The sequence below is a fragment of the [Scytonema hofmanni] UTEX 2349 genome, assembly GCF_000582685.1.
Classification (GTDB): Bacteria; Cyanobacteriota; Cyanobacteriia; order Cyanobacteriales; family Nostocaceae; genus Hassallia; species Hassallia hofmanni.
This window is the reverse complement of record NZ_KK073768.1, coordinates 892,372-917,738: the sequence shown is the minus strand read 5'-3', so window position 1 is coordinate 917,738 and position 25,367 is coordinate 892,372. Positions and strand designations below refer to the sequence as shown.

The 25,367-nt window shown below is 40.5% G+C and carries 21 protein-coding genes and 2 pseudogenes; 12 read left to right on the top strand and 11 right to left on the bottom strand.

The annotated features are described in order from the left end of the window. Window positions 1-139 precede the first annotated feature (139 nt). On the top strand, window positions 140-598 hold the full coding sequence (locus TOL9009_RS0109065; protein ID WP_029632519.1) for an orange carotenoid protein N-terminal domain-containing protein: 459 nt from the start codon (window positions 140-142) through the stop codon (window positions 596-598). Between the two features lie 373 nt (window positions 599-971). On the opposite strand, the gene TOL9009_RS0109060 is transcribed toward TOL9009_RS0109065, so the two are convergent. Continuing rightward, window positions 972-2,402 carry an ISNCY family transposase gene (locus tag TOL9009_RS0109060; RefSeq protein WP_029632518.1) on the bottom strand — a complete coding sequence of 477 codons (1,431 nt, stop codon included), beginning with the start codon at window positions 2,400-2,402 and terminating at the stop codon, window positions 972-974. A 138-nt stretch (window positions 2,403-2,540) separates the two neighbouring features. On the opposite strand from TOL9009_RS0109060, the gene TOL9009_RS47065 reads away from it, so the two are divergent. Beyond that, complete coding sequence (locus tag TOL9009_RS47065; protein WP_186227513.1) at window positions 2,541-2,771, top strand: hypothetical protein; 231 nt, start codon at window positions 2,541-2,543, stop codon at window positions 2,769-2,771. Between the two features lie 69 nt (window positions 2,772-2,840). Here the strand turns inward: TOL9009_RS47065 and TOL9009_RS43255 are convergent. The 4 genes and pseudogenes from TOL9009_RS43255 to TOL9009_RS0109045 form a co-directional block, all read right to left on the bottom strand. Next, window positions 2,841-2,948, bottom strand: a pseudogene (locus TOL9009_RS43255) (cupin domain-containing protein); the annotation flags it as partial. A 56-nt stretch (window positions 2,949-3,004) separates the two neighbouring features. Then, a complete protein-coding gene (locus TOL9009_RS38655) occupies window positions 3,005-3,391 on the bottom strand; it encodes a nuclear transport factor 2 family protein (RefSeq protein ID WP_260675869.1) in 387 nt (128 codons plus the stop codon). A 91-nt stretch (window positions 3,392-3,482) separates the two neighbouring features. After that, window positions 3,483-3,860 (bottom strand): hypothetical protein, encoded by a 378-nt coding sequence (locus TOL9009_RS0109050; protein WP_029632517.1) that lies wholly within the window; start codon window positions 3,858-3,860, stop codon window positions 3,483-3,485. A 796-nt stretch (window positions 3,861-4,656) separates the two neighbouring features. Beyond that, complete coding sequence (locus TOL9009_RS0109045) at window positions 4,657-5,118, bottom strand: NADAR family protein (protein ID WP_029632516.1); 462 nt, start codon at window positions 5,116-5,118, stop codon at window positions 4,657-4,659. A 159-nt stretch (window positions 5,119-5,277) separates the two neighbouring features. Between TOL9009_RS0109045 and TOL9009_RS0109040 the strand changes: the two genes are divergently transcribed. After that, a complete protein-coding gene (locus TOL9009_RS0109040) occupies window positions 5,278-5,775 on the top strand; it encodes a DUF2243 domain-containing protein (protein ID WP_029632515.1) in 498 nt (165 codons plus the stop codon). Here the strand turns inward: TOL9009_RS0109040 and TOL9009_RS45380 are convergent. Continuing rightward, entirely contained in the window at window positions 5,769-5,912 is a 144-nt protein-coding gene (locus tag TOL9009_RS45380; protein WP_144238187.1) for a histidine kinase, read from the bottom strand. The genes TOL9009_RS0109040 and TOL9009_RS45380 overlap by 7 nt on opposite strands. Before the next feature lie 34 nt (window positions 5,913-5,946). Here TOL9009_RS45380 and TOL9009_RS0109035 point away from each other — a divergent pair, with 34 nt between their 5' ends. The 5 genes from TOL9009_RS0109035 (at window position 5,947) to TOL9009_RS0109015 (ending at window position 11,702) form a co-directional block, all read left to right on the top strand. Then, window positions 5,947-6,555, top strand: a complete 609-nt coding sequence (locus TOL9009_RS0109035) for a DUF4129 domain-containing protein (protein WP_029632514.1) — start codon at window positions 5,947-5,949, stop codon at window positions 6,553-6,555. Between the two features lie 275 nt (window positions 6,556-6,830). Next, window positions 6,831-7,916, top strand: coding sequence for a DUF4350 domain-containing protein (locus TOL9009_RS0109030; RefSeq protein WP_029632513.1), 1,086 nt, complete (start codon window positions 6,831-6,833; stop codon window positions 7,914-7,916). 353 nt (window positions 7,917-8,269) lie between these two features. Beyond that, entirely contained in the window at window positions 8,270-9,217 is a 948-nt protein-coding gene (locus TOL9009_RS0109025) for an AAA family ATPase (protein WP_029632512.1), read from the top strand. Window positions 9,218-9,361: 144 nt separating this feature from the next. Continuing rightward, window positions 9,362-10,090, top strand: a complete 729-nt coding sequence (locus TOL9009_RS0109020) for an AIM24 family protein (RefSeq protein WP_029632511.1) — start codon at window positions 9,362-9,364, stop codon at window positions 10,088-10,090. Window positions 10,091-10,382: 292 nt separating this feature from the next. Next, window positions 10,383-11,702, top strand: a complete 1,320-nt coding sequence (locus TOL9009_RS0109015) for a DUF58 domain-containing protein (protein ID WP_029632510.1) — start codon at window positions 10,383-10,385, stop codon at window positions 11,700-11,702. 435 nt (window positions 11,703-12,137) lie between these two features. Here TOL9009_RS0109015 and TOL9009_RS0109010 read toward each other — a convergent pair whose 3' ends face one another. The 4 genes and pseudogenes from TOL9009_RS0109010 to TOL9009_RS38650 all read right to left on the bottom strand — a co-directional run bounded on the left by TOL9009_RS0109010 (window position 12,138) and on the right by TOL9009_RS38650 (window position 17,241). Next, window positions 12,138-13,421, bottom strand: coding sequence for a hypothetical protein (locus TOL9009_RS0109010; protein ID WP_029632509.1), 1,284 nt, complete (start codon window positions 13,419-13,421; stop codon window positions 12,138-12,140). A 3-nt stretch (window positions 13,422-13,424) separates the two neighbouring features. Further along, entirely contained in the window at window positions 13,425-14,132 is a 708-nt protein-coding gene (locus TOL9009_RS0109005) for a flagellar hook assembly protein FlgD (RefSeq protein ID WP_029632508.1), read from the bottom strand. Window positions 14,133-14,293: 161 nt separating this feature from the next. Next, a pseudogene (locus TOL9009_RS49165) lies at window positions 14,294-15,351 on the bottom strand (ISAs1 family transposase); the annotation flags it as partial. Between the two features lie 291 nt (window positions 15,352-15,642). Next, window positions 15,643-17,241, bottom strand: coding sequence for a tetratricopeptide repeat protein (locus TOL9009_RS38650; protein ID WP_051502851.1), 1,599 nt, complete (start codon window positions 17,239-17,241; stop codon window positions 15,643-15,645). Window positions 17,242-17,612: 371 nt separating this feature from the next. Between TOL9009_RS38650 and TOL9009_RS0108985 the strand changes: the two genes are divergently transcribed. From TOL9009_RS0108985 to TOL9009_RS0108970, 4 genes are all read left to right on the top strand, one after another. Beyond that, window positions 17,613-18,101 (top strand): TIGR00725 family protein, encoded by a 489-nt coding sequence (locus TOL9009_RS0108985; RefSeq protein WP_029632505.1) that lies wholly within the window; start codon window positions 17,613-17,615, stop codon window positions 18,099-18,101. Window positions 18,102-18,367: 266 nt separating this feature from the next. Beyond that, complete coding sequence (locus TOL9009_RS0108980; protein ID WP_029632504.1) at window positions 18,368-19,561, top strand: Coenzyme F420 hydrogenase/dehydrogenase, beta subunit C-terminal domain; 1,194 nt, start codon at window positions 18,368-18,370, stop codon at window positions 19,559-19,561. 936 nt (window positions 19,562-20,497) lie between these two features. Beyond that, window positions 20,498-21,862, top strand: coding sequence for an alkaline phosphatase PhoX (locus TOL9009_RS0108975; protein ID WP_029632503.1), 1,365 nt, complete (start codon window positions 20,498-20,500; stop codon window positions 21,860-21,862). Between the two features lie 242 nt (window positions 21,863-22,104). Next, window positions 22,105-23,700 carry a TAXI family TRAP transporter solute-binding subunit gene (locus tag TOL9009_RS0108970; RefSeq protein WP_029632502.1) on the top strand — a complete coding sequence of 532 codons (1,596 nt, stop codon included), beginning with the start codon at window positions 22,105-22,107 and terminating at the stop codon, window positions 23,698-23,700. Between the two features lie 411 nt (window positions 23,701-24,111). Here TOL9009_RS0108970 and TOL9009_RS0108965 read toward each other — a convergent pair whose 3' ends face one another. Further along, window positions 24,112-25,341 carry a methionine gamma-lyase family protein gene (locus tag TOL9009_RS0108965; RefSeq protein WP_029632501.1) on the bottom strand — a complete coding sequence of 410 codons (1,230 nt, stop codon included), beginning with the start codon at window positions 25,339-25,341 and terminating at the stop codon, window positions 24,112-24,114. Window positions 25,342-25,367 lie beyond the last annotated feature (26 nt).

Below are 25,367 nucleotides of genomic sequence, written 5' to 3'. Positions count from 1 at the left end.
TTAATTCCCCCCTAGTTTGAGCGGCTTAAGCCGCTCGAACTTTCATCAAAAAACAGCCATATTTATCAGATTTTTCCATTTTTGTTAATTTGGTAAAAATGCAGTTTTACAACTTTTAGTTAATTAATTTGAGGTGTTTATGACTTCTACGAATACCAATTTTACCCAACAAGCTGTATCAAAATTTCAAAATTTAAATGCAGACGATCGCTTGGCTGTGCTAGCTTTACTTTTTACTCAAATTTCTGAAGAAGTTCCTGCTAGCGCTCTTAATTGTATGCCGAGTGACGGTACAGCAGATTTGGTAGCAGAAATTCAAAATTTATCCCATTCAGAACAAATATCAGCTTTACGTAATTTGCAAAACCAAAGCGAAGGTGGAGATACAGGAATTTCTACCGATAATTACGCTTCAATGGACGCTGAATGTAAATTGGCTTTTTGGTATCACTTAGCTCAAAATTTAGGCGGCTCAGTTGTGGGTATACCACATGATTACATACCTTCAGAAGCAGCAGCAGAAGTGTTGGATTTATTCCAGATGGATAGTACCGAAGAAATAATGACTTTTATGCAGCGGGTACTTTCAAAAGCTTAAGTTATGATATCATATTCCGCAAATAACACATACTGTAGAGCGGGTAATGGGGGAAATTTCCCCCAACAGTGATGGAAGAAACTTGCGATCGCCAAAATCAAAAAGTACGCGTTTATAGGCGTGGAGAGCGCAAGTTTCTTAGAAGACGTAGCAGTGCTACGTCTCTACAGTATGTAAGTTTTTATTTATTATTGTTAACTAACTGGAGTTTAGACTAGTTCCCGGTGCGAAACTGCTGAACAAATCAAATATAAAACTTTGTCAATAATCAATAGTTGTATGTGCAAACTATTGATTATTAATAAAGCTAATTTTGACTATTTATCCCGATATTTTCCATAGCATAATATTTCATTACAGCTAATTTTAGTTATTAGTAATAATTTCCAACAAAAACGTGATTATTTATTTTATTTTGGAGAGTCCCTCGACTAATAATAGTTAAATTATGAGCTATAATTCCCCATCCAACCCAACGACAAAATCCCAACTCTCCCTTATATAAACAACGTTGTAAGCCAAAACATCGTTTCAAAAAACTGATACGTCCTTCTACTCCATTATGCCAACGACGAGCTTTTTTAAAATTTCTTTTTCTTTCATGCTTGATTCGTTCTTGACTTCGATAACCACCCTTGGGTAAGATGACTTCTTTGACTCCTAACGATTGAGCATAATTTTCATTTGCTTGAGAATAAACACCTCTATCTGTAGTCACAGTTTTCGGTGCACAGCCAAAATTTTCTATATGCCGATCAATACTTGGTATTAGTTGTTGTGTATCATGAGGATTACCTTTTAAAATTCGATAATTACTGACAATTCCACCGTCAACTTCATCTAACCAAATTTTATGCCCAAACTCGACATCTAGATTGATTTTACCTCTACATATAATGTCTGTATGAGCTTCAAATATACTAACTATTTTTTCATCAACCGGAACTTTTTCTTTGTTTAAAACCCGTCGATATGCTTGTTGAATAACTTGTTCTATACGAGGAAGAAAAACTGTAATTTTTTGAAGTATTTTCTGAGAATTCGTAGGATTTGAATTCATCAGAATGTTCTTTACTTTTTGAGCCTGCTTCAAGCATGAGCGTGTCACTTCAATCAATTTGGAGTAAGCTTGTTCTCTTTTTTGACGACCAGATTGATTTCTCGTTTTAGATAAACCATCAATCTGTCTAGAAATTCTTCTAGCTGTACGATGACGATTTCTAAAAATACTTAAGTTAATATTTTTTGAATCTCGCAATAAAATTTCTTTCGCTTGCGATAAAAGCCGACTGATTACCTTTACTCCGTCTACTAATAAACTGTTATCAGAGGGAAAATGAATATTGGTTGCGACTACTGTACCATCTGTCCTCATCTTTCTACCCTTAGTTATTTGTAATTGGGTCGCAACTTGGGTCAGACGTTGATTAAATTGTTCCAAGGTTTCTTGATGAATTTGATGTGACCAACGAATCAAAGTGCTTTTATTAGGAAGAGTATTAAAATAAATTCGACAAAATTGTCTTAAAATTAAACTTTCCTTGACGTTTGAAATTGTTTGATCGTAGCTCAAACCGCGTAAGTGCTTCAACGCTAACATTCGTAATATAACTTCAACCGGAGTTGATTTTCTTCCGGTTTTAGTAGTATTCTGATAACGCTTTGATAAATCAGACTCAATTAATCGAAACAGATGTTCATCCGAAAGGACTTTATCTATTATATAAATTGAATCATCCATCTCTCCTACTAACTGAATCAGAATGCTAAACTCTTTGTCAAATTCATATTTTTTACGTAACATCAGTTTGAAAGTGAGCGTCCAAAGAAAGTACTACTTAAAAACATACTTAAGAACGATGAACTATTTTAAGAAAGCTCAAAAATAATTTAAAAAAATTTATCTTTCATTGAGTTTAACTCATTATTTTATCCCTCTTCGTTGATTACAAGAAAATCGCGCTCGTCAATTTATTTTATAAGAGCGATCGCTTACGGTAGGCGGAACGGTATCGCAGAGAACACGTTGGAGCGCGATCGCATCTTTGATTCCCCTGATCAGCAACTTAGTTCATTAGTACTAAAAGTGACAGGCTCAAGTTTCGGATGGCTACGCTTATATTTAATGTATATCAATCGTCGTAACGGTTTCGCGTTTCGCACCGGGAACTAGACTAATCACTGTATATCCGCCATCGTTGGCGTAGCCTCTCCTACAGGAGAATCGCTAAGGGTTGTCCAGTGTGTCAAAGACCATCGCTAATCTATTGGTATCGTGAGAGCTAATCCGAAAAGCTTGGTAGTCGTGGGGAGACTTGGCAACGGGAATTACACACCGATTTGCGTTGATAGTTTGGTCGTTGGTAATGGGTAAGTCGGAAATTGGAAGTAGGATGCTCACCAGTGCTACTTTGGTAGGCTTTGAACTGGCTCCATGTACAGCCGCGCCCATGCGATCGTGTTTTCTCTTAGTCCAACAACGACAACGCCTCGCATATTGAATTCTGTGCTGTTTATATGTTTTCCTTGCCAATGCCACTCCGACCAACCCATGTCACCAGCGATGGTATGGGCAACCAATTTTGCTTGGAGGTCGGGAACTTGAGCAAAGATGCCAGTCCAGTTCTTTCGCACCTGTTCTGCGCCAGTGACGTTTCGCTTCGGGTGTACTGGCTGTTCACCCACAAAGTCATTAGCAAAGCAGTTCACGAACGCATCAATGTCATGAGCATTAATCGCAGCTTCCATCTTAATTAGAACCGAGGGATTGCTTCCTTCAGAAGTAATATTCATCTCCATATCGTTCAATCTCCATGTCAAAGTCGGTGGTGTCAAATTCTTATGGTGAAGAGCGAGTTCGTTTCGGTATCATCCGATTTAGACATTAATGTTCAGACTTAACTCGCCATCTAACAACAATGATTTCTGCAAACATTAAGACAACTAATAGCCGCGAAAACGCTCGTAAAATGGCTTCCATCGTCCAGTTCTGACTCTGAGCCTCCCAGATCGTCACAACAATGTTTAATCCAATCACCAACCACGGTATAATTACCGCTGAATTCCGTCTGCGATAGAAGCGGATCGTCGTCTCACGCCAAAATGGGAAGGTACTGAGGATAAAAACGATGTAGGACGCTCCTGCATTGATTAACAAGCTTGTTTGAAGACTCGAAGTCAGGTTCGGGTACTCAAGCGCGATCGCCGTCAGACAAACTCCCAGCGCGAGATACAGGAAAGTAAATAAGGTAAATCGTTTCATTCTTCCTCCTATGCAATGGAAGACCGCTTACATTGAATTGCCTCGATATTTCGCATGTAGCGGTTTTTCGAGTGATTCAACGCCTACATCATTGAAGGCAAAATCGAGTCGTCCATAGGTTTCAAGTGAAACCGTAGTGAAAGCGAAAAAATCACTGTTTTACAACAACTCTTGGTTATCACTCGGCGGACACTTTGTTTTGCAAGAATACATCCTGAATTTTACATATTATTTACGCCGCGCTGCTTTTCCTTTAAGGGTTTTGTCGCCTACAAACGTCCATTTCGTGTTGTCGGCGCAGAACGACGGAAGCTCAAGGATTAAACAAAAAAGTTGTTACATTGCTATTATTCAAACTAATACAGAAGCAAATTAATGACTCTAAACATTTTAGATATCTTTACATTTAGAATGCATGTATCTAAAGTTATAGACAAAACGATTGGGAGCAGCGCGATTTTGTTAGACGCCGAAAATTAGGTGTATAAATCGCCTATCTCGGTATGTTTTTAGCCCGAAAATTCTGTATTTATTGAGAATAAATACCTTATCCAACAAAATTGCGACGATTGGCACACCAACATCACCTCTAAAACAAAAAAATCACCGGGTTGAGAAACTAAGTAACCACAAAGAGCGTAGAATTCACTTGAACTATTAGCAGTCTTCAATCAAGCGATCGCTAATTACCAAAGGCATCAATTTCCTACAGTCCAGAAAATTATAAAGAGAGTCTAGAAGCACCCAACAATTAAAAAAGTCTCGGCAGAAGAATATTTAAATCTAGAAAAAACATTCACTGGTATGTTGTTACGTGAATACGGATTTCTTCACGCACACTCATGAGGATTTTACCAAGACAGTTTTCACCACTTTTATCTGCACCACAGCCCCAGAAATAATCCTTAGGAGAATTTTCTACAAGTAAATTATCGCCTGTATTCAGTAAAGTTTCTCTAATTTCCGCATGAGTGAGAAACTTTTTGAGTACAGCTTCGCGCATAACTTGAGTTTTGACTGCATCCCAATCACAACGAAGTTGACGCGTGCTACACCGTCCCAAGGCAGCAGCTTGTTCTGGCGTTTCGGCGGCATAAATTGAAGGTATAATCACTGCATCCACGCTGCCGACAAACTTTTGCGCTTGATAATAATGTTCCACCGTTGACCAGTAAGTACCCCGGATTTCGATTCCGTGGGGAGAAAAGTTAGAAAAACAGCCGTAAGGTTCCCAAACCTTGTAAAAGTAAATAGTCATTTGAAAATTGCTATGATTATGTATCAATTTCCATCATGCCTGTAGATGCAGACTATTAGGTACTTAATTTCAATTAAACAGCAGTACTTGTCTATGGGCAGAGGAAATCTCTCTAAAGACAGTTCTATTGTGTAACCAAGTCTGTCTATAAGGTTTGATATTGTGGCTCATAGTGAGACAAGCAACCGACAATCACCTTTGATTACAGCCGGGATTGTCCTTGGTATTGGTCTGGGAGGATTTTTTGATGGCATCGTCCTACATCAGATTCTTCAGTGGCATCACATGCTCAGTAATGTTCGACCGCTGACAACAATCTCCAATATAGATTTAAACATAGTTTGGGATGGATTGTTTCACGCATTAGACTGGGTGATGACTGTCGTTGGAATAGTATTGCTATGGCGTGCCGGAGGACGCGATGATGTTCGTTGGTCATCAAAAACCTTTTTCGCATCTTTGCTCATGGGTTTTGGGTTGTTCAATCTAGTTGAAGGATTAATCGATCATCAAATTCTCGGTATCCATCATGTTAAACCAGGTCCGAATCAGTTAGCCTGGGATTTGGGATTTCTTGCCCTTGGTGCGCTTTTTGTTGCCATCGGTTGGATAATGATACAACAAAATAAGCAAGAGTCAATAGTCAAGGGTCAATAGTCATTGGGCATTGGGCATTGGGCATGGGGCATTGGGCATTGGGCATTGGGCATTGGGAAAAAAGAACTATTTGCCTCATCTCCCCCTGCCTCCCCTGCATCCCCTGCCTCCCCTGCTTCCTTGTCCCCAGTCCCCAATCCCCAGTCCCCAGTCCCCAGTCCCCAGTCCCTTATGTCTACAGAACCCTTTGAAAAAACGAGTTGGAGTTGGCAGTTATCTATGTTGCAGCAACAGGTGGGAGAATGGGTAGAGTACCAATTATCTCGCTTGAAGCTGAATTTACCAGAATTGCCTAACGGATGGTCCATTGATAATTCTTGGCTGGGTAAGTTGCTGAACTTTGTTTTTTGGCTTTTGCTAGGTTTGTTTTTAATTTGGTTAGGTTGGCGATTGTGGCAAGTATTTAGCCCTTATTTGTATGCAAGGCTTACAGCTAGAAATATTGCTAATTCTCAGATAAAAATCCATGACAGTGATTTGTCAGTGTCTGGGTGGTTGGCGCGATCGCAAGAACTATATCATCAAAATAATTACCGTGAGGCTTGCCGTTGTCTTTATTTGGCAATGTTGCAACAGTTACATGATACCAGCATCGTGCCTCACAAATTTAGCCGCACTGATGGAGAATATCTGCAATTGCTACAGTATAAAATTACTCCGATGCACCCTTATGAAACTTTGATTACCACCCACGAGCAATTATGCTTTGGTAATGCTGAGATAAGTAGCGAAAATTATCAGCAGTGTCAGGAAGCATATCGGGAAATTGGAAATGGGTAATGGAGAATGCCTATTTTATGTGAGCTGCACCTACCCTCAGGCTGGAAGCCTGGGGCTACAGGAACAAAGCCCACCTGCGTGGGCTAAATTATATGCATTTTCATATAAAAACGGTATAACAACTAATACCTAACACCTAACACCTAACACCTAACACCTAACAACTAACACCTAACACCTAACAACTAACAACTAACACCTAACACCTAACACCTAACACCTAACATCTAACAACTAACACCTAACATCTAACATCTAACTCCCTTCTATTAAATATGAAACGCTCAAATCGGGTTGTTTGGTTTGGAGCGATCGCCGCTTCGGTCATAATTTTAATTAGTTTAATCGCTGCTCCCAGCAATAGCAAAATTAATATTGGTTCTACTTATAACCGCGCTGCCGATGGCTATGGGGCGTGGTATGCTTTTATGCAACAACGGCATTCTATTCAGCGCTGGCAAAAGCCTTTTAAAGAATTAGAGACACAAACACGTTCTGTCACTCTTTTACAGGTAAACAGCGATCTAGAAACACCAATTATTTCGCCTCCAGAGCAAAAATGGTTAGAAAAAGGCAATAATTTGGTAATTTTAGGTGTGCGGGAAGATGTTACAGCAGCCAAATTTAGCACGATGCAAAAATCACTGTTTGGCGATGTCAAGATTGATACCGGACGTAGGCGGCAATTGGAAACAGGGGAAGAAGTTGATTTAGGCGATCGCTTTGGTGCGGTAGTCTGGGAAAAGCAATATGGTAAAGGAAAAGCGATTTTTGCGACTACTCCTTATTTAGCTGCTAATGCCTATCAAGATAACTTAAGTAATTTCCAGTATCTAGCTGATTTGGTAAGCCAAAAAGGTAACATTTTATTTGTAGATGAATATCTCCACGGCTACAAAGATCCGAGCGTCAGAAAGAGTGAAGGTGAAGGAAACTTATTTAGTTATTTGGCAAAAACTCCCTTATTACCAATGTTAGTGCAAGCGATCGCCTTTCTTTGCGTGTTAATTTGGGCACAAAATCGCCGCTTTGGTAAACCAAAAACTGACGATACACCAGAAATTAACAATAGCCAAGCATACATCCAAGCTTTAGCAGGAGTCTTGCTAAAAGCTAATAAAAACGACTTTGTTGTTGAGATGGTAGGCAAACAAGAACAACTGCAACTGCAAAAAGCCTTAGGATTAGGGCAAGTCCTGATAGAACATCAAACTTTGATAGACGCTTGGGTTGAGAAAACAGGTACGACAGCGGCAGAACTAGAAGCAGTATTAAAAGTCCAATCTCGACAAAAACCCATGAGTGAGCGAGACTTGATAAGCTGGTTGAGGAAATGGCAAAGTCTTCGGATTAAAAATTAAGGCTTGCATATTGACGGATGATTTGACAATAGATGTTGATAAATTTTACACACTGTAGAGACGTTCCACTAGAACGTCTTCGGGATTCACATTTTGTACGCATTATATCAAGTCCGTTAATTAACATTAATAAAAACATTGCAACCATCGTAGAGACGTTCCGATGGAACGTCTATAGATTATGGGTTAATATTTAATATCCGATAAAGGTGTAGCTATACGTTAAAATCAAGTGTTTGCTAGTCTATGTAGGTAGACTTTGTAAATTTAGCCTGATTGTTTATAGCCGAATGGCAAAAAAAGTGCAAAATATCTCTTTGCGCTTTTATGTAAGTTCTTTATAACGTAACAATATGAGTAACCATCCTGTCTTAACTCGCCTCGATCAAGGATTAAATCGTATAATTGTCGGACAATCTACCCTAATACAGCAGATATTAATAGCATTGCTAGCAGGTGGACACATTATTTTAGAAGGAGTACCCGGAACTGGGAAAACACTTTTGGTGAAAGTGTTGGCACAATTGATTGAAGCCGACTTTCGCCGAATTCAACTAACTCCCGATGTCTTACCTTCAGATATTACTGGTATGAATATTTTTGACTTGAACAGTCGCAATTTTACCCTCAAAAAGGGACCAGTATTTACAGAGGTGCTATTAGCCGACGAAATTAATCGCACTCCCCCGAAAACACAAGCAGCGTTACTCGAAGCAATGGAAGAAATGCAGGTAACGCTAGATGGTGAAAGTTTGCCTTTGCCAGATTTATTTTGGGTAATAGCAACCCAAAATCCCCTAGAATTTGAGGGAACTTATCCTTTGCCAGAAGCGCAATTAGACAGGTTTTTGTTTAAGTTGGTGGTAGATTATCCAGATCAAGCGGCAGAAAAGCAAATGTTACTAAATCGTCAAGCCGGTTTTGCAGCGCGACGCTTAGATATTGCACGTTTGAAAACAGTCGCAACAGTAGGCGAAATATTAGAGGCGCGACAAGCGGTAAAAGAAGTTAAAGTATCGGAAGCGATCGTTGATTATCTTTTAGCGTTGGTGAAAGCATCGCGTCAACATCCCGATTTAGCTTTGGGTGCGTCTCCTCGCGCTACCGGCGCATGGTTGCAGACATCTCAAGCGAGTGCGTGGTTAAGTGGAAGAGATTTTGTTACCCCAGATGATGTTAAAGCAGTTGCAGCACCTTTGCTGCGTCATCGTCTCATTTTGAAACCAGAAGCAATGTTGGATGGTTTGCAAATTGATGCTGCGATCGCCTCAATAATCAATAAAGTATCAGTACCAAGGTGAAAAAAGTAGAGATGTTCCGTCGGAACGTCTCTACGATAAATTAGGGATTTCACGACTTAATTCAATAACGCTTTAAATTAAGATGTTGTCACTTGATATTTTATAATTTATACTCAATTAATTTCAGTACATGAGAACAAATTTATGCGACACGAAGTAAAAACTCTGGAACCAACTGATTTATGGTATCTCCAAAACAACATCAATAAAGAAAGTAACAAATATTATCATCCCACCAAAAATATTCCATTTGTTCAGCAAGTGGAAATTCAACTAGAAAATTCTGGTGTCGTAATTCAAAAAGGTTCGTTGCACAGGTGTGTGGGAAAATTAAATTATGGTATTTATAAAACTGATAATCGTCTCAAAGATATATGGATATCTTTGACAACAGAAATTGATTACAACGCTCCTGTTTATAAAGGTACTGGTAGGGTGTACCTTGAACCTCAACAAAAAGGATCTTTTTTACATTACACATCTATTGATTTGTCAGAACAAGAACAATGGGAATTTGATGATGGTATATTTCAATTTTGTTCTGACAATGTAGTTATCGGTACAAAACGATTAAAATTTCGCCAAATGTCTGGTTCTAGTGATGGTAGATGGAGAATTGCTATTAAAGCTTTATCAGGGCAAGAAGCTAAAGTTATTCTCGGTACAATTGCACCAACTAAAATTATTGAACTCAAGAAAGGTGAAACTTTAATTGCTGATTATGACATGGTTAAAGGATTTACAAACGGAATTGAAGAAGATTACCGAAAATTAGGTCATTTTGGTAAAGGAGGTGGAGAAGGTTTTGTTTGGATTTATAGCGGCGAAGGTAAAATATTAGTGTCGGAAACTGATGGCATGAATCTCGGATAAATGACTGTCGCTTTTCGTCATAAAAATTTACTTTATATCTTAGATCCCCGACTTCTTTAAGAAGTCGGGGATCTAAATAGGACTTACGCACTCAATCGCGAGAAAACAAGACTTTGAGATTGCTTCCTGACGTCGATAGGGACAGAAATACGTAGTCCGTGCGTAAGTCTTATAAAACTGGGGATATTATCTTTCACAAAATGATTTAGGATTGTTATACTGACTTATTTACTGTTAATTTGAGATTTTATTTGAAGCTGTCAAGCCGAAAATTTGCATCATTAATAAATTTATGGTTCCTGCAAGAAGAGTTTATATTTTATTAGTTTCGGGTATTGCGATCGCTCCAATTATCGCAATGTTTCTTAATATATCAAGTAGTATCGCCATAACTTTACTATTTGATATTATAATTTTGGCGTTAATGATTGTCGATGGTAGGCGATCGCGTCGTCATCGTGTAGAAATAAAACGCGACTTACCACCACGACTATCAATAGGACGCGATAACCGAGTGTTGCTGACGGTAAAAAGTAACACAAACGCCGTAATTATTATCCGCGATTATTACCCATCCGGATTTGGCGTATCTGCATCAACAATCAGCGCTGCTGTGGAAAGCGATAAAACCCAAGAATTAAATTATACCGTTAAACCAACGCAGCGAGGAGAGTTTTCTTGGGGCGATATCCAGGTGCGACAATTGGGACTTTGGGGTTTAGCGTGGGATGATTGGAAGATTCCGCAAAGTCTAAAAGTTAAGGTTTATCCTGATTTAATTGGCTTGCGGGAGCTTTCAATTCGCTTGACGCTACAATCATCGGGTTCCATGCGTCAACGGCAATCGGGTATGGGTACAGAGTTTGCTGAACTGCGAAACTATCGCACAGGAGACGATTTGCGGTTTATTGATTGGAAAGCTACTGCACGTCGCGTAGGTGTCAATGGAAATGCATCGCCATTGGTGAGGGTTTTGGAACCAGAACAAGAGCAGACCTTACTAATTTTACTCGATCGCGGACGGTTGATGACAGCAAAAGTGCAAGGTTTGCAGCGATTTGATTGGGGTTTGAATGCAACATTGTCTTTAGCTTTGGCGGGATTACATCGAGGCGATCGCGTCGGCGTTGGTGTATTTGACAGCCACATACATACGTGGATTCCCTCAGAACGCGGACAACATCATTTACCTAATCTCATAGATCGGCTGACTCCGATTCAACCGATATTACTAGAATCTGATTATTTGGGTGCAGTCACCAATGTGGTGCGACAACAAACCCGCAGGGCGCTTGTAGTGGTGATTACTGACTTAGTTGATGTCACAGCCTCCGCCGAACTTCTCGCCGCACTCTCCAAACTTGCACCGCGCTATCTGCCGTTTTGCGTCACCTTGCGCGACCCGGAAGTTGATAATTTGGCAAACACCTTTACAGAAAATGTTACATGTGCTTATGCCCGTGCTGTCGCCTTAGATTTATTAGCCCAACGACGAGTTGCCTTTGCACAGTTGAAGCAAAAAGGTGTATTAGTACTTGATGCACCAGCTAATCAAATTACAGATAAATTAGTTGAGCAATATTTGCGATTGAAAGCGCGAAATCAACTTTAAAACTGTTAATGCTCTCTTATTACTCTCGCCAGATTAAATTTGAATGCGTTGCTGATTTGAAATATGAATTTTAAATTTTGACGGATGATTCTCTAACATTAAAACCCGCCTTTGTAGAGACGTTCCGCCGGAACGTCTCTCAATACGGTTCGGTTAAGCTAAAAAAACAAAAATTTGTAGGTTGGGTTGAGGAACGAAACCCAACATTTCCAAGGCTTTTTTGGGTTTCACTTCGTTCAACCCAACCTACAATTTCCCTTAACCGAACCGTATTGGAACGTCTCTAGCAATAATTAGGAATTTCATATTAATATTCAGCAACGCCAATTTGAAACCCTATTTTCAGATTATATCATGTCGGCGCAATCACCCATAATTCATGAAGAACCCCACCCGCCTGTGGCACCCTCCCCGCAAGCGGGTGGGGTTCTTTTATTATGATGAATTAGCATTGTTTGAATCTTCATCAGATTTTGCAGCCAGCAACAAGGGTAATAAAGCACCTGCGACACCTCCACAAAAAGAAATTAAGGCAGAGATAGCATCTTTTGTGAGATATTTGGCTAAGAAGCTGGGACGAATGCTATCAACGATAAAATTGGGGTCTAAGCCGATTTCTATACCTTCACTTCTTCCTGAGAAGCGTACCTGCAAACCTTGGGGTGGTTGCGATCGCACTCCTATCTTTGCCAAAAACTCAATTCCTGGCTTACCTGTGATCAAAAACTGATTGGCTTTTAATTCCAACTCCTGTTCTGCCATGCGGACTTTACCTTCGAGGATGGTGGAAATTTCCAAATCATCTTCTACATTGCCAGTGCGATCGCTTTGGGTAAATCTCACATTTTCTACAGCTGACTTTCCTCGGAACCATTGACTGAAAACTTCCGGTGTTACTTTTGGTAAGTTTATATATAGTGTTGTCGGTGGAGTTAAATCGAATTCATACTCAGATGATTGGGGAGTAAAGATAAATTCAATTGGGTTGGAATTTTCTGGTTTACCTAACTCGGCAATACTGTAACCTTCTAAATTAACTTTTAGGGGTTGACTACCAATTTCGAGATTTAATTTAGCGAGTTTTGTTGCTTTGCTTTGAGAAGATTTAGCCGCATCTATAGAGTGTGTATCTGTTTGCAAACATAATTTTTCGGGATTATTACCTTTGTCTAAACAGAAAGATAAAGTATCTCCATAGGAATTATAACTCAGATGATTAATTTCTGTATTTGGTTGTATTCGGATCTCACTTAGTACTATTTCACTAGCTTTTTTTGGTTCGGATGGTTCGATAATAAATTTACTTTTGGCGTCGGTTAATTTAACTGTGATTTTTTGAAGCTGGTTTATTTTGGGGTCAGACTTGCTACTAAATTTACCTTTCAAAGTTACAGTCTGCTGGCTTTGTAGTTCAAATTTTTTAATTCTACGAATCGAGTTAATAAATAGCTTATCTTGCTTATCTGCATAAATAAAGCTGATTTGATCCGTAGTTAAGTTACCTTCAAAGACGTGAATACCTCGCCAAAATAATGATGTGGCAATCAAGGAAATACAAATTAGCAGGATAAGCAGTCCCAAGATAAATGTACTTTCTTGGGTTAAATAGTCTTTGATTTTTTGGAATTGATTATTTTGGGGTAAACTCTTAAACTTATTTAACAGTTGTTTCAGCTTGGTAAAATTGATTTTTCGCCGTGGTCTTTGCCTGCGTACCATGATTTATCTCAGCCAATTTGGGTTGTGTTCAAAGGCTATTTGTTTAGGGATTTTCTCCGGTGGTCTGCCGATTTGCTCTTGTTCAGCAATTACATAAAGCTCGTATCGACCAGCAGGAGTCTTTCTGCCATCCCAATTAAAAACCACTTCCCCACCCTGGAAATTATTGCGAGGGCTGTTGTAAATAACTTTACCATTACGTCGGATTTGAACGGTAGTAAATTTTGCCCGACTGGGAGTATAAAATACAAATTGATATTGTCCTGAGGGTCGTTCTAAAATTACTGGAACATACACCACTTCGGCATTCAGATTCACATCAGCTAAGGCACGCAGGCTATTTGGGCGAATATCCTCTTTATTTAAAACAAAAGGATTCCAGGAAAAAATAAATAGAGAATTATTTGATGTGAGAGAAATGTTATCCAAAATATAGTTTTTGCCCAGAGATTGCACCCTTACATTTGGTTTCGCGTTGGCAATACTGGGAATTTTTAATGTGAGAGTATTGGGATAGCTTTTGATGCCAATAGTCGCAAAAGAAATCAAGCGCAAACCTCTATCGCTATTTCGCGCTTTAATTCCCTCACAACGATTGTCATCTCGGCGAATATATAGGGTGGATTTGGGGTCTCCTGACTGACAAGCTTGGGCTGGAAGAGTGCTAAGACTGACAATAAAAAGGCTGGTAAAGAAGGCAGTGTATTTCATATTGTTGGTGTTTTTTATATTTTTAAGAAGCCCTGACGATGCGATCAACCTCACCCCCAACCCCTCTCCTTACTAAGGCTACGGTGTACACACATCTCTGTACAAAACCAAAATCGTTGAAGATCCCCCTAAATCCCCCTTAAAAAGGCAGGGCTGTTTCATTCCACAAAGGATAAGAGTTTGTCAATATCATTAGAGGTAAATCTCTGGGCTGAGGTGATGGAGGAATAACCATTTCGGCGCAAAATATTAAGGGCGATCGTTCGCATCACTGACAAATTCGCAGGGGCGTTACCCATACGTATAGTTGAATGATCTTCATCAAAAATCACATCCTTGACCCAATGAAGACGATTCTCAATTCCCCAATGCCCGCGAATCCCCTTGGCAAAATCAGCTGCGGAATTTACTAGGCTACTAATGTAGTACCCAACTTGGTGGTATGCAATGCCAGCACGAGTACCTATTCTTTCAACCTTGATTAATGATTTTAAGCCTGCCCATTCCTGGCTAATACCAGTTAAATCATGAAAAACTTCTACAGTGCGCTTTGTAACTCTGTTTCGAGTTTTTTCAGATGTGATATACCTACTTGTTGGTTTGGAATTATCTGTATTATATCGAATTTGGCGATGTAAGTTTTTTTGATTTGCTTTAACGGCGATCGCATAGTCATTGCCACCATCAATAATTAACTTGCAAGTTTTTTTTGGCAATGTAGAGCATCTAAGCTGAAAACAACACCCTCGATATCCAATACCGCAATTAAATTTTGAACCGTGCTAATTTCACTACCTTTCTTGTTCTCCAATTTGGTCAGACCTAAGACAAGCCCTCTTTTTTCCGCAAATACCGACACGATACTGACAAAATTTTGATACTCACTTTCGTAGTTTTGTACAGTTCCTTTGATACTTTTACCATCAATTCCAAACCACTCTGATGTATCCACATGAACATAGTTTTGTGCCCACTGATTAAACGTTGCAGCAAGATTGTCAAAATCTACTCCCATCAGTATTCGTCGAATAGTCGAGTACGATGGAACACCATGTTTTTCGATTCTAAATTTCTCAATCAATACACGACGATGCCGTTTGACAAAGTCCCCCCATGCACGATACCCTACGTACCCGTTCATTGTCCCCATAATGACAAACAGTAATACCAACCACAGTTGATGTCTTTGTCCATCTTTGACTCGAAAATCTTTAACTTCCCGCAGTTGTTCAATCAGATTTGCACTCATTGTTTTCATCCCCAGGACGCTTGTCATTTTACACCTTTTAGGGAATGAAACAGCCCTGCCTTAAAAAGGGGGACTTTAAGAGGTTTTTGCCCCCCTTTTTAAGGGGGGTTGGGGGGATCTTCGAGAAATCAAAACGCTAACCGAACCGTATTGCCTCACCCCCAACCCCTCTCCTTACTAAGGAGAGGGGAGATAAAGCACAGCTTTGTCGGGGTGAGGTTTTGTATTTTATTAAATCCATATTCCTACAAGCTAATTTCATTAATTTAACGAAATCCCCCATTTACGCAATTGTTCCACCACAATATCCATGCTGTAAGCAAAACCAAATCCCCCTGTCGCGGAAATTGGCGGTTGATTTGTACTGGCTGGTTCCTTAAAATTTTGACTGGGGTCGCTAATTTGCACCATCAAACCGACAACAACCTGCTTTTGCAAGTCGATTATAGGTCCACCCGAATTGCCTTGTGCGAGGGTTGCTTGTATTTGCAACTTATGGTCTTGGGAGAGGAAATTGCTAACTTCCCCGGAAACAACAGTCCAGTCAGCACCATTGATGGGATGACCAATGACCTGCACTTTGGTAGTACGGGCAACTCGACCAGAAGCAATTGGCAATTGTTTGATATCATTGGGGATGCCAGTAACTTCGAGTAAGGCTAAATCTAAGGCGTTGTTGGTATCGGTGATATTAACAATTTTGGCTGAGTAACGAGGTTTAAATTTACCTTTAGGTGGATCACTAAAAAATTCCAACTCGATTTTTTCGCTTTGTCGTCCGCTTCTTTCAGAATCTGTCACCACATGACGGTTTGTGACTATCCAGGCTTTATTTCCCTCGCGTTTGACTACCCAACCAGCACCAACACTATTACCTGTGGGGATTTGGGCAATAACCCGCACCACAGAACGTAATACACCAACTAATGGTTCGTCTTGGGGACTGGGCAACCATTGCTGATCGCCTTCCACTTTGGGTGGGGGAGGGCTTTTTCGTAATGCTAAGAGTCGCTGTACTTCCTTGAGATTGTTTTGGGCAGTTAGATAGTTGGGGTCTAGTTTAATAGCTTGCTGATATTCCTGGATTGCTTCTTCTAACTTGCCTTGTTGTTGAAGTGCCCAACCTAAATTATTGTGAGCTAAAGTATGAGTGCTTGTAGAAATACCAGAATTATCTTCCGGCAATTGTAGGGCTTTGCGGAATGCTGTGATCGCTTGGTCTAATTTCTTCTGGTCAGAGAGCGTATTACCCAAACCGTTGTAAGCAATGGCAAGGCTGGGGTTGAGTTGGATGGCTTTGCGGTATGCTGCGATCGCTTCTTCTAATTTCTTCTGGTCAGAGAGCGCACTGCCCAAATTGCTGTAAACAATGGCATCGTTGGGGTTAAGTTGTAGGGCTTTGCGGAATGCTGCGATCGCTTGGTCTAATTTCTTCTGCTCTCCGAGCGCAGTGCCCAAATTGTTGTAAGCATTGGCATTGTTGGGGTTGAGTTGGATGGCTTTGCGGTATGCTACTATTGCCTCATCTAATTTCTTCTGCTCTCCGAGCGCAATGCCCAAATTGTTGTAAGCAGCGGCATTGTTGGGGTTCAGTTGGATGGCTTTGCGGTATGCTGCGATCGCTTGGTCTAATTTATTCTGGTAATAGAGCGCAAGACCCAAATTATAGTAAGCATTGGCATTGTTAGGGTATTGTTGAATTATCCTGAGCCAGATATTTTCAGCGTGGGGGTAATTTCCAGCTTCTTGGGCTGCATTACCCTGTTGAAATAACTGTTCGAGACTTTGGGCAACTGCCACCAAAGGTGTTGCTGCCAGAGATAGACTTAAAAATAAAGCAACAAATTTTAAACACCGCATGTCTCTTATAAAAATGGGAGCGGGGAATGGAAAGACCTCATAACCGCGACTTTTTTAAAATGTTGGGGATATTGTTCTTAAAATGTCTAATTTTTAGACGAATATGCTGAAAAATAGTTCTTTAGGAATACACATATTCTACCGTCTTAGGAACCCCTTTTCAAACCTCTCCCCCACAGTCCGAGAGGCTTTGATTCTTGCTCCCCTTCCCTGATTCTTGCTCCCCTTCCCTGATTCTTGCTCCCCTTCCCTAGTAGGGAAGGGGCTGGGGGTTAGGTTTGCGAGGAACCCCGACGATTAAAATCGCGGCTACAGAAACAAAGTCCGCCTGCGCGGACTAATCTGAAAAGAGGGTTTCAAATTTCCTAACTATGCGAAAAATTATAATAGGTGTCATGGGACCCGGTGAAAAGGCAACAGCAAAGGATTTGCAAAATGCCTATGAGCTTGGTAAACTAATAGCCCAACAACAATGGATTTTGCTGACTGGTGGTAGAAATGTCGGCGTGATGGATGCAGCGAGTAAGGGTGCAAAGTCTAGCAATGGTTTAGTTCTGGGCATTCTTCCCGATGATAGTAAAAAAGGCATTTCTGAAGCAGTTGATATTGCCATTTTTACCGATATGGGAAATGCACGTAATAATATTAATGTACTTTCCAGCGATTTGCTGATAGCCTGTGGCATGGGTGCGGGAACAGCGTCAGAAATTGCTTTGGCTTTAAAAGCAAACAAGCAAGTAATTTTATTGAGTGACGATGTAGAAAGTAAAGTTTTCTTTCAAAAAATATCGCCGAACAATATTTATGTTGTGGAGAAAGTGGAAGATGCGATCGCTACGGCTCAGACTATTTTAAAATAATTTGCACAACTAAGTACAGCGATCGCATAAGTTCGTAGCCTTTTTTAACGCAGAGGAGCAAAGGAGGTAAACCCAGAGTGACGCAGAGTTTTTGTGATAAATTTTCGTCATGCATTTATGCAATAAAGAATTTTAGTCTCTACTATTCAGGAGAATTTAAATAAGAGAATGTACGGTGAAATTTTTTTGTTTCTAGCTGCCAACCACTGCACTACCTCAGAAGGTATTGTAATAAAAGCGATATCTCCATAAGACAAAGAATTTATATGACTTCAGTTTATCCTCATAAAAAAGCCAAAGCTCTCAAACCGTCTAGCCGTCGTCCTGCGAAAGAACTTTGTAGCGAGTGCGGACTGTGCGACACATATTACATTCACTATGTCAAGGAAGCCTGCGCTTTTATTAATCAGCAAATAGGCGAACTTGAAGAAGAAACCCACGAGCGATCGCGCAATCTCGATAACCCCGATGAACTCTACTTTGGTGTTCATCAACACATGACCGCAGCCCGCAAACAGCAGCCCATCGAAGGCGCACAATGGACGGGAATTGTTAGCAGCATTGCCATTGAAATGCTCAATCGCGGCATAGTTGAAGGCGTTGTTTGCGTACAAAACACCAAAGAAGATCGCTTTCAACCGATGCCAATCATCGCCCGAACCCCAGAAGAAATACTAGCAGCGCGAGTAAATAAACCAACACTTTCCCCTAACCTTTCCGTGTTAGAACAAATAGAAAAATCGGGGATGAAGCGACTGTTAGTAATTGGGGTTGGTTGCCAAATTCAAGCATTACGAGCCGTCGAAAAACAACTTGGGTTAGAAAAGTTGTATGTCTTAGGAACGCCATGTGTAGATAACGTTAACCGTGCCGGACTGCAAAAATTCTTAGAAACCACCAGCCGATCGCCTGAAACAGTGGTACATTACGAATTCATGCAAGACTTCCGAGTTCACTTCAAACACGAAGATGGCTCAACAGAAACCGTACCATTCTTTGGCTTAAAAACCAACAAACTCAAAGATGTTTTTGCTCCCTCTTGTATGAGTTGCTTTGATTACGTAAATTCACTGGCAGATTTGGTAGTCGGTTACATGGGCGCACCCTTCGGCTGGCAGTGGATTGTAGTCAGAAATGATACAGGCAAAGAAATGCTCGACTTGGTGAAAGACCAGCTAAAAACCCAGCCAGTGACATCGCAAGGGAACCGTACTGAAGCCGTACAACAAAGTATTCCCGCTTATGACAAAGGCGTTACTCTGCCGATGTGGGCGGCAAAATTGATGGGTGTCGTGATTGAAAAAATCGGTCCCAAAGGTTTGGAATATGCGCGTTTCTCAATTGATTCTCACTTTACACGTAATTATTTATACGTCAAGCGCAATCATCCAGACAAGTTAGATGCACATGTTCCGGAGTTTGCTAAACGAATTGTTGGGCAGTATAAATTGCCAGAATAATACAATAGACATAAGTAGGTAGGCACAAATAAACCTACCTATGTAACGAAATGTAAAACTCTCGAAACCCTTGTGATTGCTTCACTTCACTTCGTTACGTTCGCTTCGGACGTAGTTAGGTTTTATCGTACTTATCTACTTAGCAGTGGAAATTAATTATGCTTTACCCGAAACCCTTGATTAGACGTTCCACTGAAACGTCTTTACGTCTTTTCTGGAGATGCCTAATAGACATAGCAGTGGAAATTAATTATGCTTTACCCATAACCCTTGATTAGACGTTCCACTGAAACGTCTCTACATCTTTTCCAACAGATGTCTAATGTAGAGACGCGAAATACAAAGTCTCTACACATCTAGAATTACCACCAGTAATCCTTAACACCAAGCGTATTGCAGAATAATACTTATTTACTGTGAGTAAATTAGAGACGCTTTTCAGTTATTTGTTGGGACACGATAATATCGTGTTCCTATTTTTTATCTGAACAATAGACATCTGCGTGAAAAGAAATGTAGAGACGTAGCATTGCTACGTCTTTTGGCTTTGTGGTAACGCATCATAAGCATAGGGGTCGATGTCTAATAAAAACTGCTGTATTTTAAATAAATAATCAAACTAATACTTAAAAAGAAATAAAAGTTTAAATTAAATTTTATAATATTGCTTCTTAAAACATAGTTAACACTGTGATTAACTGAGCTTAACTTTAAAAGTATATTCTTTGGTTGCATTAACTTTAGTTGAGTAGTTGTGACAACAAAAATTTTTAGGCAAAAAATTGAGAAATTTTACGTGTTTTAACCATGCTCAAGAGTCAGATTAGGCATGAAAACGCCAGATATTTTACTCTTGTAGAAATTTATAGCACAACCTAAATATTGCACAACATCTACTAATTTTTAAATCCAAATAAAAGAGTTATCACAGAAACTATGGCTTTCTCACGAAGACAATTTGTTACTATTGCAGGTGCAACTGCTGCAACTCTTGTTGTTGGGGATACTTTAAAAGCTGTTTATGCTAAAACTGCTCAAGGAAAATCCCTCACAGGTTCAGGCTATGGTCCGCTCATCCCAGATCCTAATGGCTTGTTAGACTTACCAGACGGATTTAAATACCGAGCATTTTCGCGGACAGGCGATATGATGGGTGACGGCAACCCAGTGCCTGGTGGTCATGATGGCATGGCTGCTTTCGCTGGACCAAATCGCTCCGTTATCTTAGTTCGCAATCACGAACTTAGCCCAAATTCAAGCACACAAGTCATTGGACAAAGGTATGACGAGCTTTGTAAGGGTGGCACAACTACATTAATCGTTAACCCAAAGCGTGAACTTATTACAGATTACGCTTCACTAGCGGGAACTTACCGTAACTGTGCTGGTGGTCCAACTCCTTGGGGGTCATGGATTAGTTGTGAAGAAAACACCTCCACTCCAGAAACTACTCCTGAGACGATACAACAGCCAGCAAATTCTGGTATCTTCGTACCCAATCCTAACAGAGTTTCTCAGCGACACGGTTATAACTTTGAAGTTCCAGCGCTTCGCAAACCCAAAAAGGGTACTGTTGATCCTAGACCTTTAGTAGAAATGGGTCGATTTAACCACGAAGCCGTTGCCATTGACCCCAGAACCGGAATTGTCTATCAGACAGAAGACACTGGAGATAGCTTATTCTATCGTTTCATCCCCAATAAACCAGGCAAATTAGAGGCAGGTGGTATCCTTGAGGCTCTCAAAATTAAGGATATGCCTCAAGCCATAACCAGAACTAATTTCCCTATAAATGAACCAAAGGAAGTAGAGTGGGTTCGCATTGAAGATTACGATCCTGAACTAGACACAGTGCGGATAGAAGGTTTTGAGAAAGGAGCCGCACAATTTACTCGCGGTGAAGGAATATGGTACGGCAACGGAGAGTTTTACTTTTGTGCTACAAGTGGTGGTGCTAACAGTAGGGGTCAGGTTTGGCGTTACATTCCTGGCAGAAATGCCAGAGAAGGTGGTACTATTGAACTATTTGTTGAGCCAAACGATAGCACCATACTAGATATGCCTGATAACATTGTGGTGGCTCCCTTTGGCGACCTCTTTCTTTGTGAAGATGGTAGCGATGAGCAGTTCGTTGTCGGGGTTACTCCTGGTGGGGAACTCTACCAATTTGCTCGTAACGCTCTTAACGATAACGAGTTCGCTGGTGCTTGCTTCTCTCCAGATGGTCGGACAATGTTTGTGAATGTCCAAACCCCCGGAATCACTTTTGCAATCTGGGGACCTTGGCAAAAGAATTATTAGGATAGGCTTTATATCGCGATTGGATGCTCTCGTTGCCAATAAATTTTGAGCAACGAGGGCTTCTTTGTATAAAATCACAGATTTACAGTCAATTAAATTTGGTCTAGAATGCCGCCATTACAATTTGTATCCATAACTGTTTTCATGTAGCTAAAATACAACGCAACTCAATAGGACGTTGCTCTTTTACTGGCAGAAGTTGTTGTGCATTAATCTCTGCCAAAGATTAAAATTTTAGAGTTATGACAGTTAAAATCAATTTCCTGAGCTTTTTTCGCAATCTCGATCCTTTATCCAAATTCATCTTTATTTGCTTGGGATTTGCCAGCTTAAGCTTAGTTGTATTAACCACCTATCACAACTTCCGAGTTCAAGGTTTGATGTCATCGACTCTCACTCTCGCAGCAGGGGACCCGGAAGGGGAAAGTTATATTATCAGCGAAGCGATTGAAAAGGTCGTAGAACGCAATTCGAGTATTAAGATTGAAGTCATATCTACTGGGGGTACAACAGAAAGCCTCAAAAAATTGCAAGAAGGTACTGCACAGTTAGCAACAGCTCAAGCAGACGTTGCCCCTGAAGAAATATCTGGTACCAAAGCTCAATCGTCTAGAACCGTGGCTATATTGTATAAAGATTTATTTCAGCTAGTAGTTAGAGATCCAAATATCAAGCAATTCTCTGACCTCAGGGGTAAAAGAGTTTCTTTACCTATTAAAGGAGGACAATATAAATCTTTTGATAAAGTCGCACAGCATTACGGTTTACTGAAAGAAGATAAAAAAACGCTAGATATTAAAGTTACTGGTTTAAGTAATAATGAAAATTACGATGATAAGCAAGCAGAAGAAGATTTTAAATCTAGAACGGTAGATGCTTTGTTTCGTGTTCGTGCTTTAGGGAACCAAGGTATTTCTACCCTTGTCAAAGACTACGATGCAAGATTAGTGCCTATTGAACAGGCAAAAGCGATGAAAATTCAACATCCTGCTTTTGAAAGCGCCGAAATTCCTCAAGGAGCATACAAAGGCAATTTTGCCGTACCTGACAAAGACTTACCAACAGTCGCAGTATCAAGAATATTAGTAGTAAGAGATACGGTAGATGCAAGTGTTATCCAAGAAATTACTCGCATTATATTTGAGCATCGTCAAGAAATAGCCAATACCGTTTCTAAAGAGCATCCTGAGGTGAAACCCTTGATTGCTAGTATTGACCGTCCAAGTAATACAAGTGGTAGTATCCCTCCTATTCATCCAGGTGCAGTTGCTTTTTATGAACGAGATAAACCCTCTTTTGTGCAAGAACATGCAGACTATTTAGCTTTAATTTTAACAGTTATCGTAGTCATTGTTTCCTGGATTAGACAACTGAAAATATGGATAGAAAGTAGCCGAAAAAATGAGGCTGATGAATATATTGCATCAGCTATTAATTTAATGAAAGCAAGTCCAAAAGACCTTGATAGTAATCAAAAGCAACTTGATGAAATTTTTAGAAAAGCTGCTGATGCTCTCATATTGGAGAGTATTTCTCAAGAATCCTTCCGAACTTTTAACGAAGCTTATAAAACAACTCGCGAAGCAATAGAACGGGAAAAACAATTTATTGAGCAACAAATAGAAGATAAGCAACGAGAAATTTCTGCAAAATACATTAAAGCGATCGTTGAATTACTACACGATACTAAGGAAACTAAAGGTGTACTTCAACAGAAGATAGATGGAATTCTCAAGGAAGTCGCAGACAAACTGATTTTAGAAGAAATTTCTCAAGAATCCTTCCGAACTTTTATTGAGGCTTACAAAACTACAAGAGATGCGATCGAACGTCATTAGTCAAGGGTCAAGAGTCAAACATTTTGCGTCATTCCACACGATTGTAGAGACGTTCCGAACCGAACGTCTCTACGAGGGTTTTTGGTAAAATGAGGGGTATCAACCCCTATTCGCCAGCTGTATCTTGGTTAGGAGAAGGGTTGGGGGTGAGGTGTTACGTATGATGGGCAACTCAGTATTAAGGATCAAGAGTTACAAATTATCAAGAAAGGCAGAGGGCAGGAGGCAGAAGGCAGAAGGGAATTCTGATTCCTGCCCTCTGCCACGACCGAAGGGAGTAAGGGTTTAAGACCCCCACCAAATTGAAAATTTGGTGGCTCTTGTTTAGGAGGGGTCGGAATCCCCTTCTAAACAAAACCTTCTGCCCTCTGCCCTCTGCCTTCTGCCTTCTTCAATATTTCCATTTCCTTTCTACGCTTCTCCCACAGCTTCGATCGCTGCTTCTAATGCGATCGCCACATGCGTCCAATGAGTCCCACCTTGACAATAAACTACATACGGCTCCCGCAAAGGACCATCGGCGGAAAACTCCGAAGTACTACCCTCAATAAACGTTCCTCCAGCCATCACTACCTGGCTCTCATACCCCGGCATTTCATCGGGAACGGGGTCGAGATAGGAACCGATGGGAGAATGCTGTTGTATCGCTTTACAAAAGGCAATCAGCTTTTTCGCCGAACCCAGTTTAATTGATTGAATCACATCGCGGCGGGGGGCAAAAGGTGCGGGATTCACCGGATAACCAAGTTTATCAAACACATAACCACTAAGGTGAGTTCCTTTCATCGCCTCTCCTACCATTTGCGGAGCGAGAAATAAGCCTTGGAAGAGAATGCGATTTTGGTCGAAAGTTGCACCACCATAACTACCAATTCCCGGTGCGGTAAGGCGACATGCGGCAGCTTCTACTAAGTCGGCACGTCCGGCGATGTATCCACCTGCGTTGACAATTGTACCACCAGGATTTTTAATTAACGATCCCGCCATTAAATCAGCACCAACGGCTGTGGGTTCTTTGGTTTCGATAAATTCGCCGTAGCAGTTATCGACAAAACAAATGGTGTTGGGATTTTGCTGTTTGACTATGTGGATAATTTTTTCAATCTCAGCAATTGATAAACTTGGACGCCAGGAATAGCCACAAGAACGCTGAATTAATACTAAGCGAGTATTTTTTTCTACCCCCCGGCTTAAAGCTTGCCAATCGATGGTTCCTTCAGGGGTTAGATTCAATTGTCGATAATTTATGCCAAAATCAAGAAGAGAACCTTGATTTTCACCGCGTAAACCAATGACTTCTTCGAGAGTATCATAGGGTGCCCCCACTACAGCAAGCATTTCATCCCCAGGACGGAGGACACCATATAAAGCACAAGCGATCGCATGGGTTCCGGAAACAAACTGCACCCGCACCACCGACGCCTCAGCACCCATCACATCCGCAAAAACTTTATCTAAAGTTTCTCGTCCTAAATCATCATGACCATAACCACTTACACCAGCAAAATGGTGTGCACCTACACGGCGATCGCGAAATGCATCCAGCACTCGTTTCAGATTATGCTTGACCTGAGTGTCAATTTTAGAAAAAATCTCTAACAGTGCCTCTTCTGCTTCTTGCAGCACATCAAAGCTGTTCATTTGTTCCTCTTAAAAAAAAATACACA

Coding starts and splice junctions, on each gene's coding strand:
- TOL9009_RS0109065 (WP_029632519.1), top strand. CDS start 140: ATGACTTCTACGAATACCAATTTTACCCAACAAGCTGTATCAAAATTT.
- TOL9009_RS0109060 (WP_029632518.1), bottom strand. CDS start 2,402: ATGTTACGTAAAAAATATGAATTTGACAAAGAGTTTAGCATTCTGATT.
- TOL9009_RS38655 (WP_260675869.1), bottom strand. CDS start 3,391: ATGAATATTACTTCTGAAGGAAGCAATCCCTCGGTTCTAATTAAGATG.
- TOL9009_RS0109050 (WP_029632517.1), bottom strand. CDS start 3,860: ATGAAACGATTTACCTTATTTACTTTCCTGTATCTCGCGCTGGGAGTT.
- TOL9009_RS0109045 (WP_029632516.1), bottom strand. CDS start 5,118: ATGACTATTTACTTTTACAAGGTTTGGGAACCTTACGGCTGTTTTTCT.
- TOL9009_RS0109035 (WP_029632514.1), top strand. CDS start 5,947: ATGTCTACAGAACCCTTTGAAAAAACGAGTTGGAGTTGGCAGTTATCT.
- TOL9009_RS0109030 (WP_029632513.1), top strand. CDS start 6,831: ATGAAACGCTCAAATCGGGTTGTTTGGTTTGGAGCGATCGCCGCTTCG.
- TOL9009_RS0109025 (WP_029632512.1), top strand. CDS start 8,270: ATGAGTAACCATCCTGTCTTAACTCGCCTCGATCAAGGATTAAATCGT.
- TOL9009_RS0109020 (WP_029632511.1), top strand. CDS start 9,362: ATGCGACACGAAGTAAAAACTCTGGAACCAACTGATTTATGGTATCTC.
- TOL9009_RS0109015 (WP_029632510.1), top strand. CDS start 10,383: ATGGTTCCTGCAAGAAGAGTTTATATTTTATTAGTTTCGGGTATTGCG.
- TOL9009_RS0109010 (WP_029632509.1), bottom strand. CDS start 13,421: ATGGTACGCAGGCAAAGACCACGGCGAAAAATCAATTTTACCAAGCTG.
- TOL9009_RS0109005 (WP_029632508.1), bottom strand. CDS start 14,132: ATGAAATACACTGCCTTCTTTACCAGCCTTTTTATTGTCAGTCTTAGC.
- TOL9009_RS38650 (WP_051502851.1), bottom strand. CDS start 17,241: ATGCGGTGTTTAAAATTTGTTGCTTTATTTTTAAGTCTATCTCTGGCA.
- TOL9009_RS0108985 (WP_029632505.1), top strand. CDS start 17,613: ATGCGAAAAATTATAATAGGTGTCATGGGACCCGGTGAAAAGGCAACA.
- TOL9009_RS0108980 (WP_029632504.1), top strand. CDS start 18,368: ATGACTTCAGTTTATCCTCATAAAAAAGCCAAAGCTCTCAAACCGTCT.
- TOL9009_RS0108975 (WP_029632503.1), top strand. CDS start 20,498: ATGGCTTTCTCACGAAGACAATTTGTTACTATTGCAGGTGCAACTGCT.
- TOL9009_RS0108970 (WP_029632502.1), top strand. CDS start 22,105: ATGACAGTTAAAATCAATTTCCTGAGCTTTTTTCGCAATCTCGATCCT.
- TOL9009_RS0108965 (WP_029632501.1), bottom strand. CDS start 25,341: ATGAACAGCTTTGATGTGCTGCAAGAAGCAGAAGAGGCACTGTTAGAG.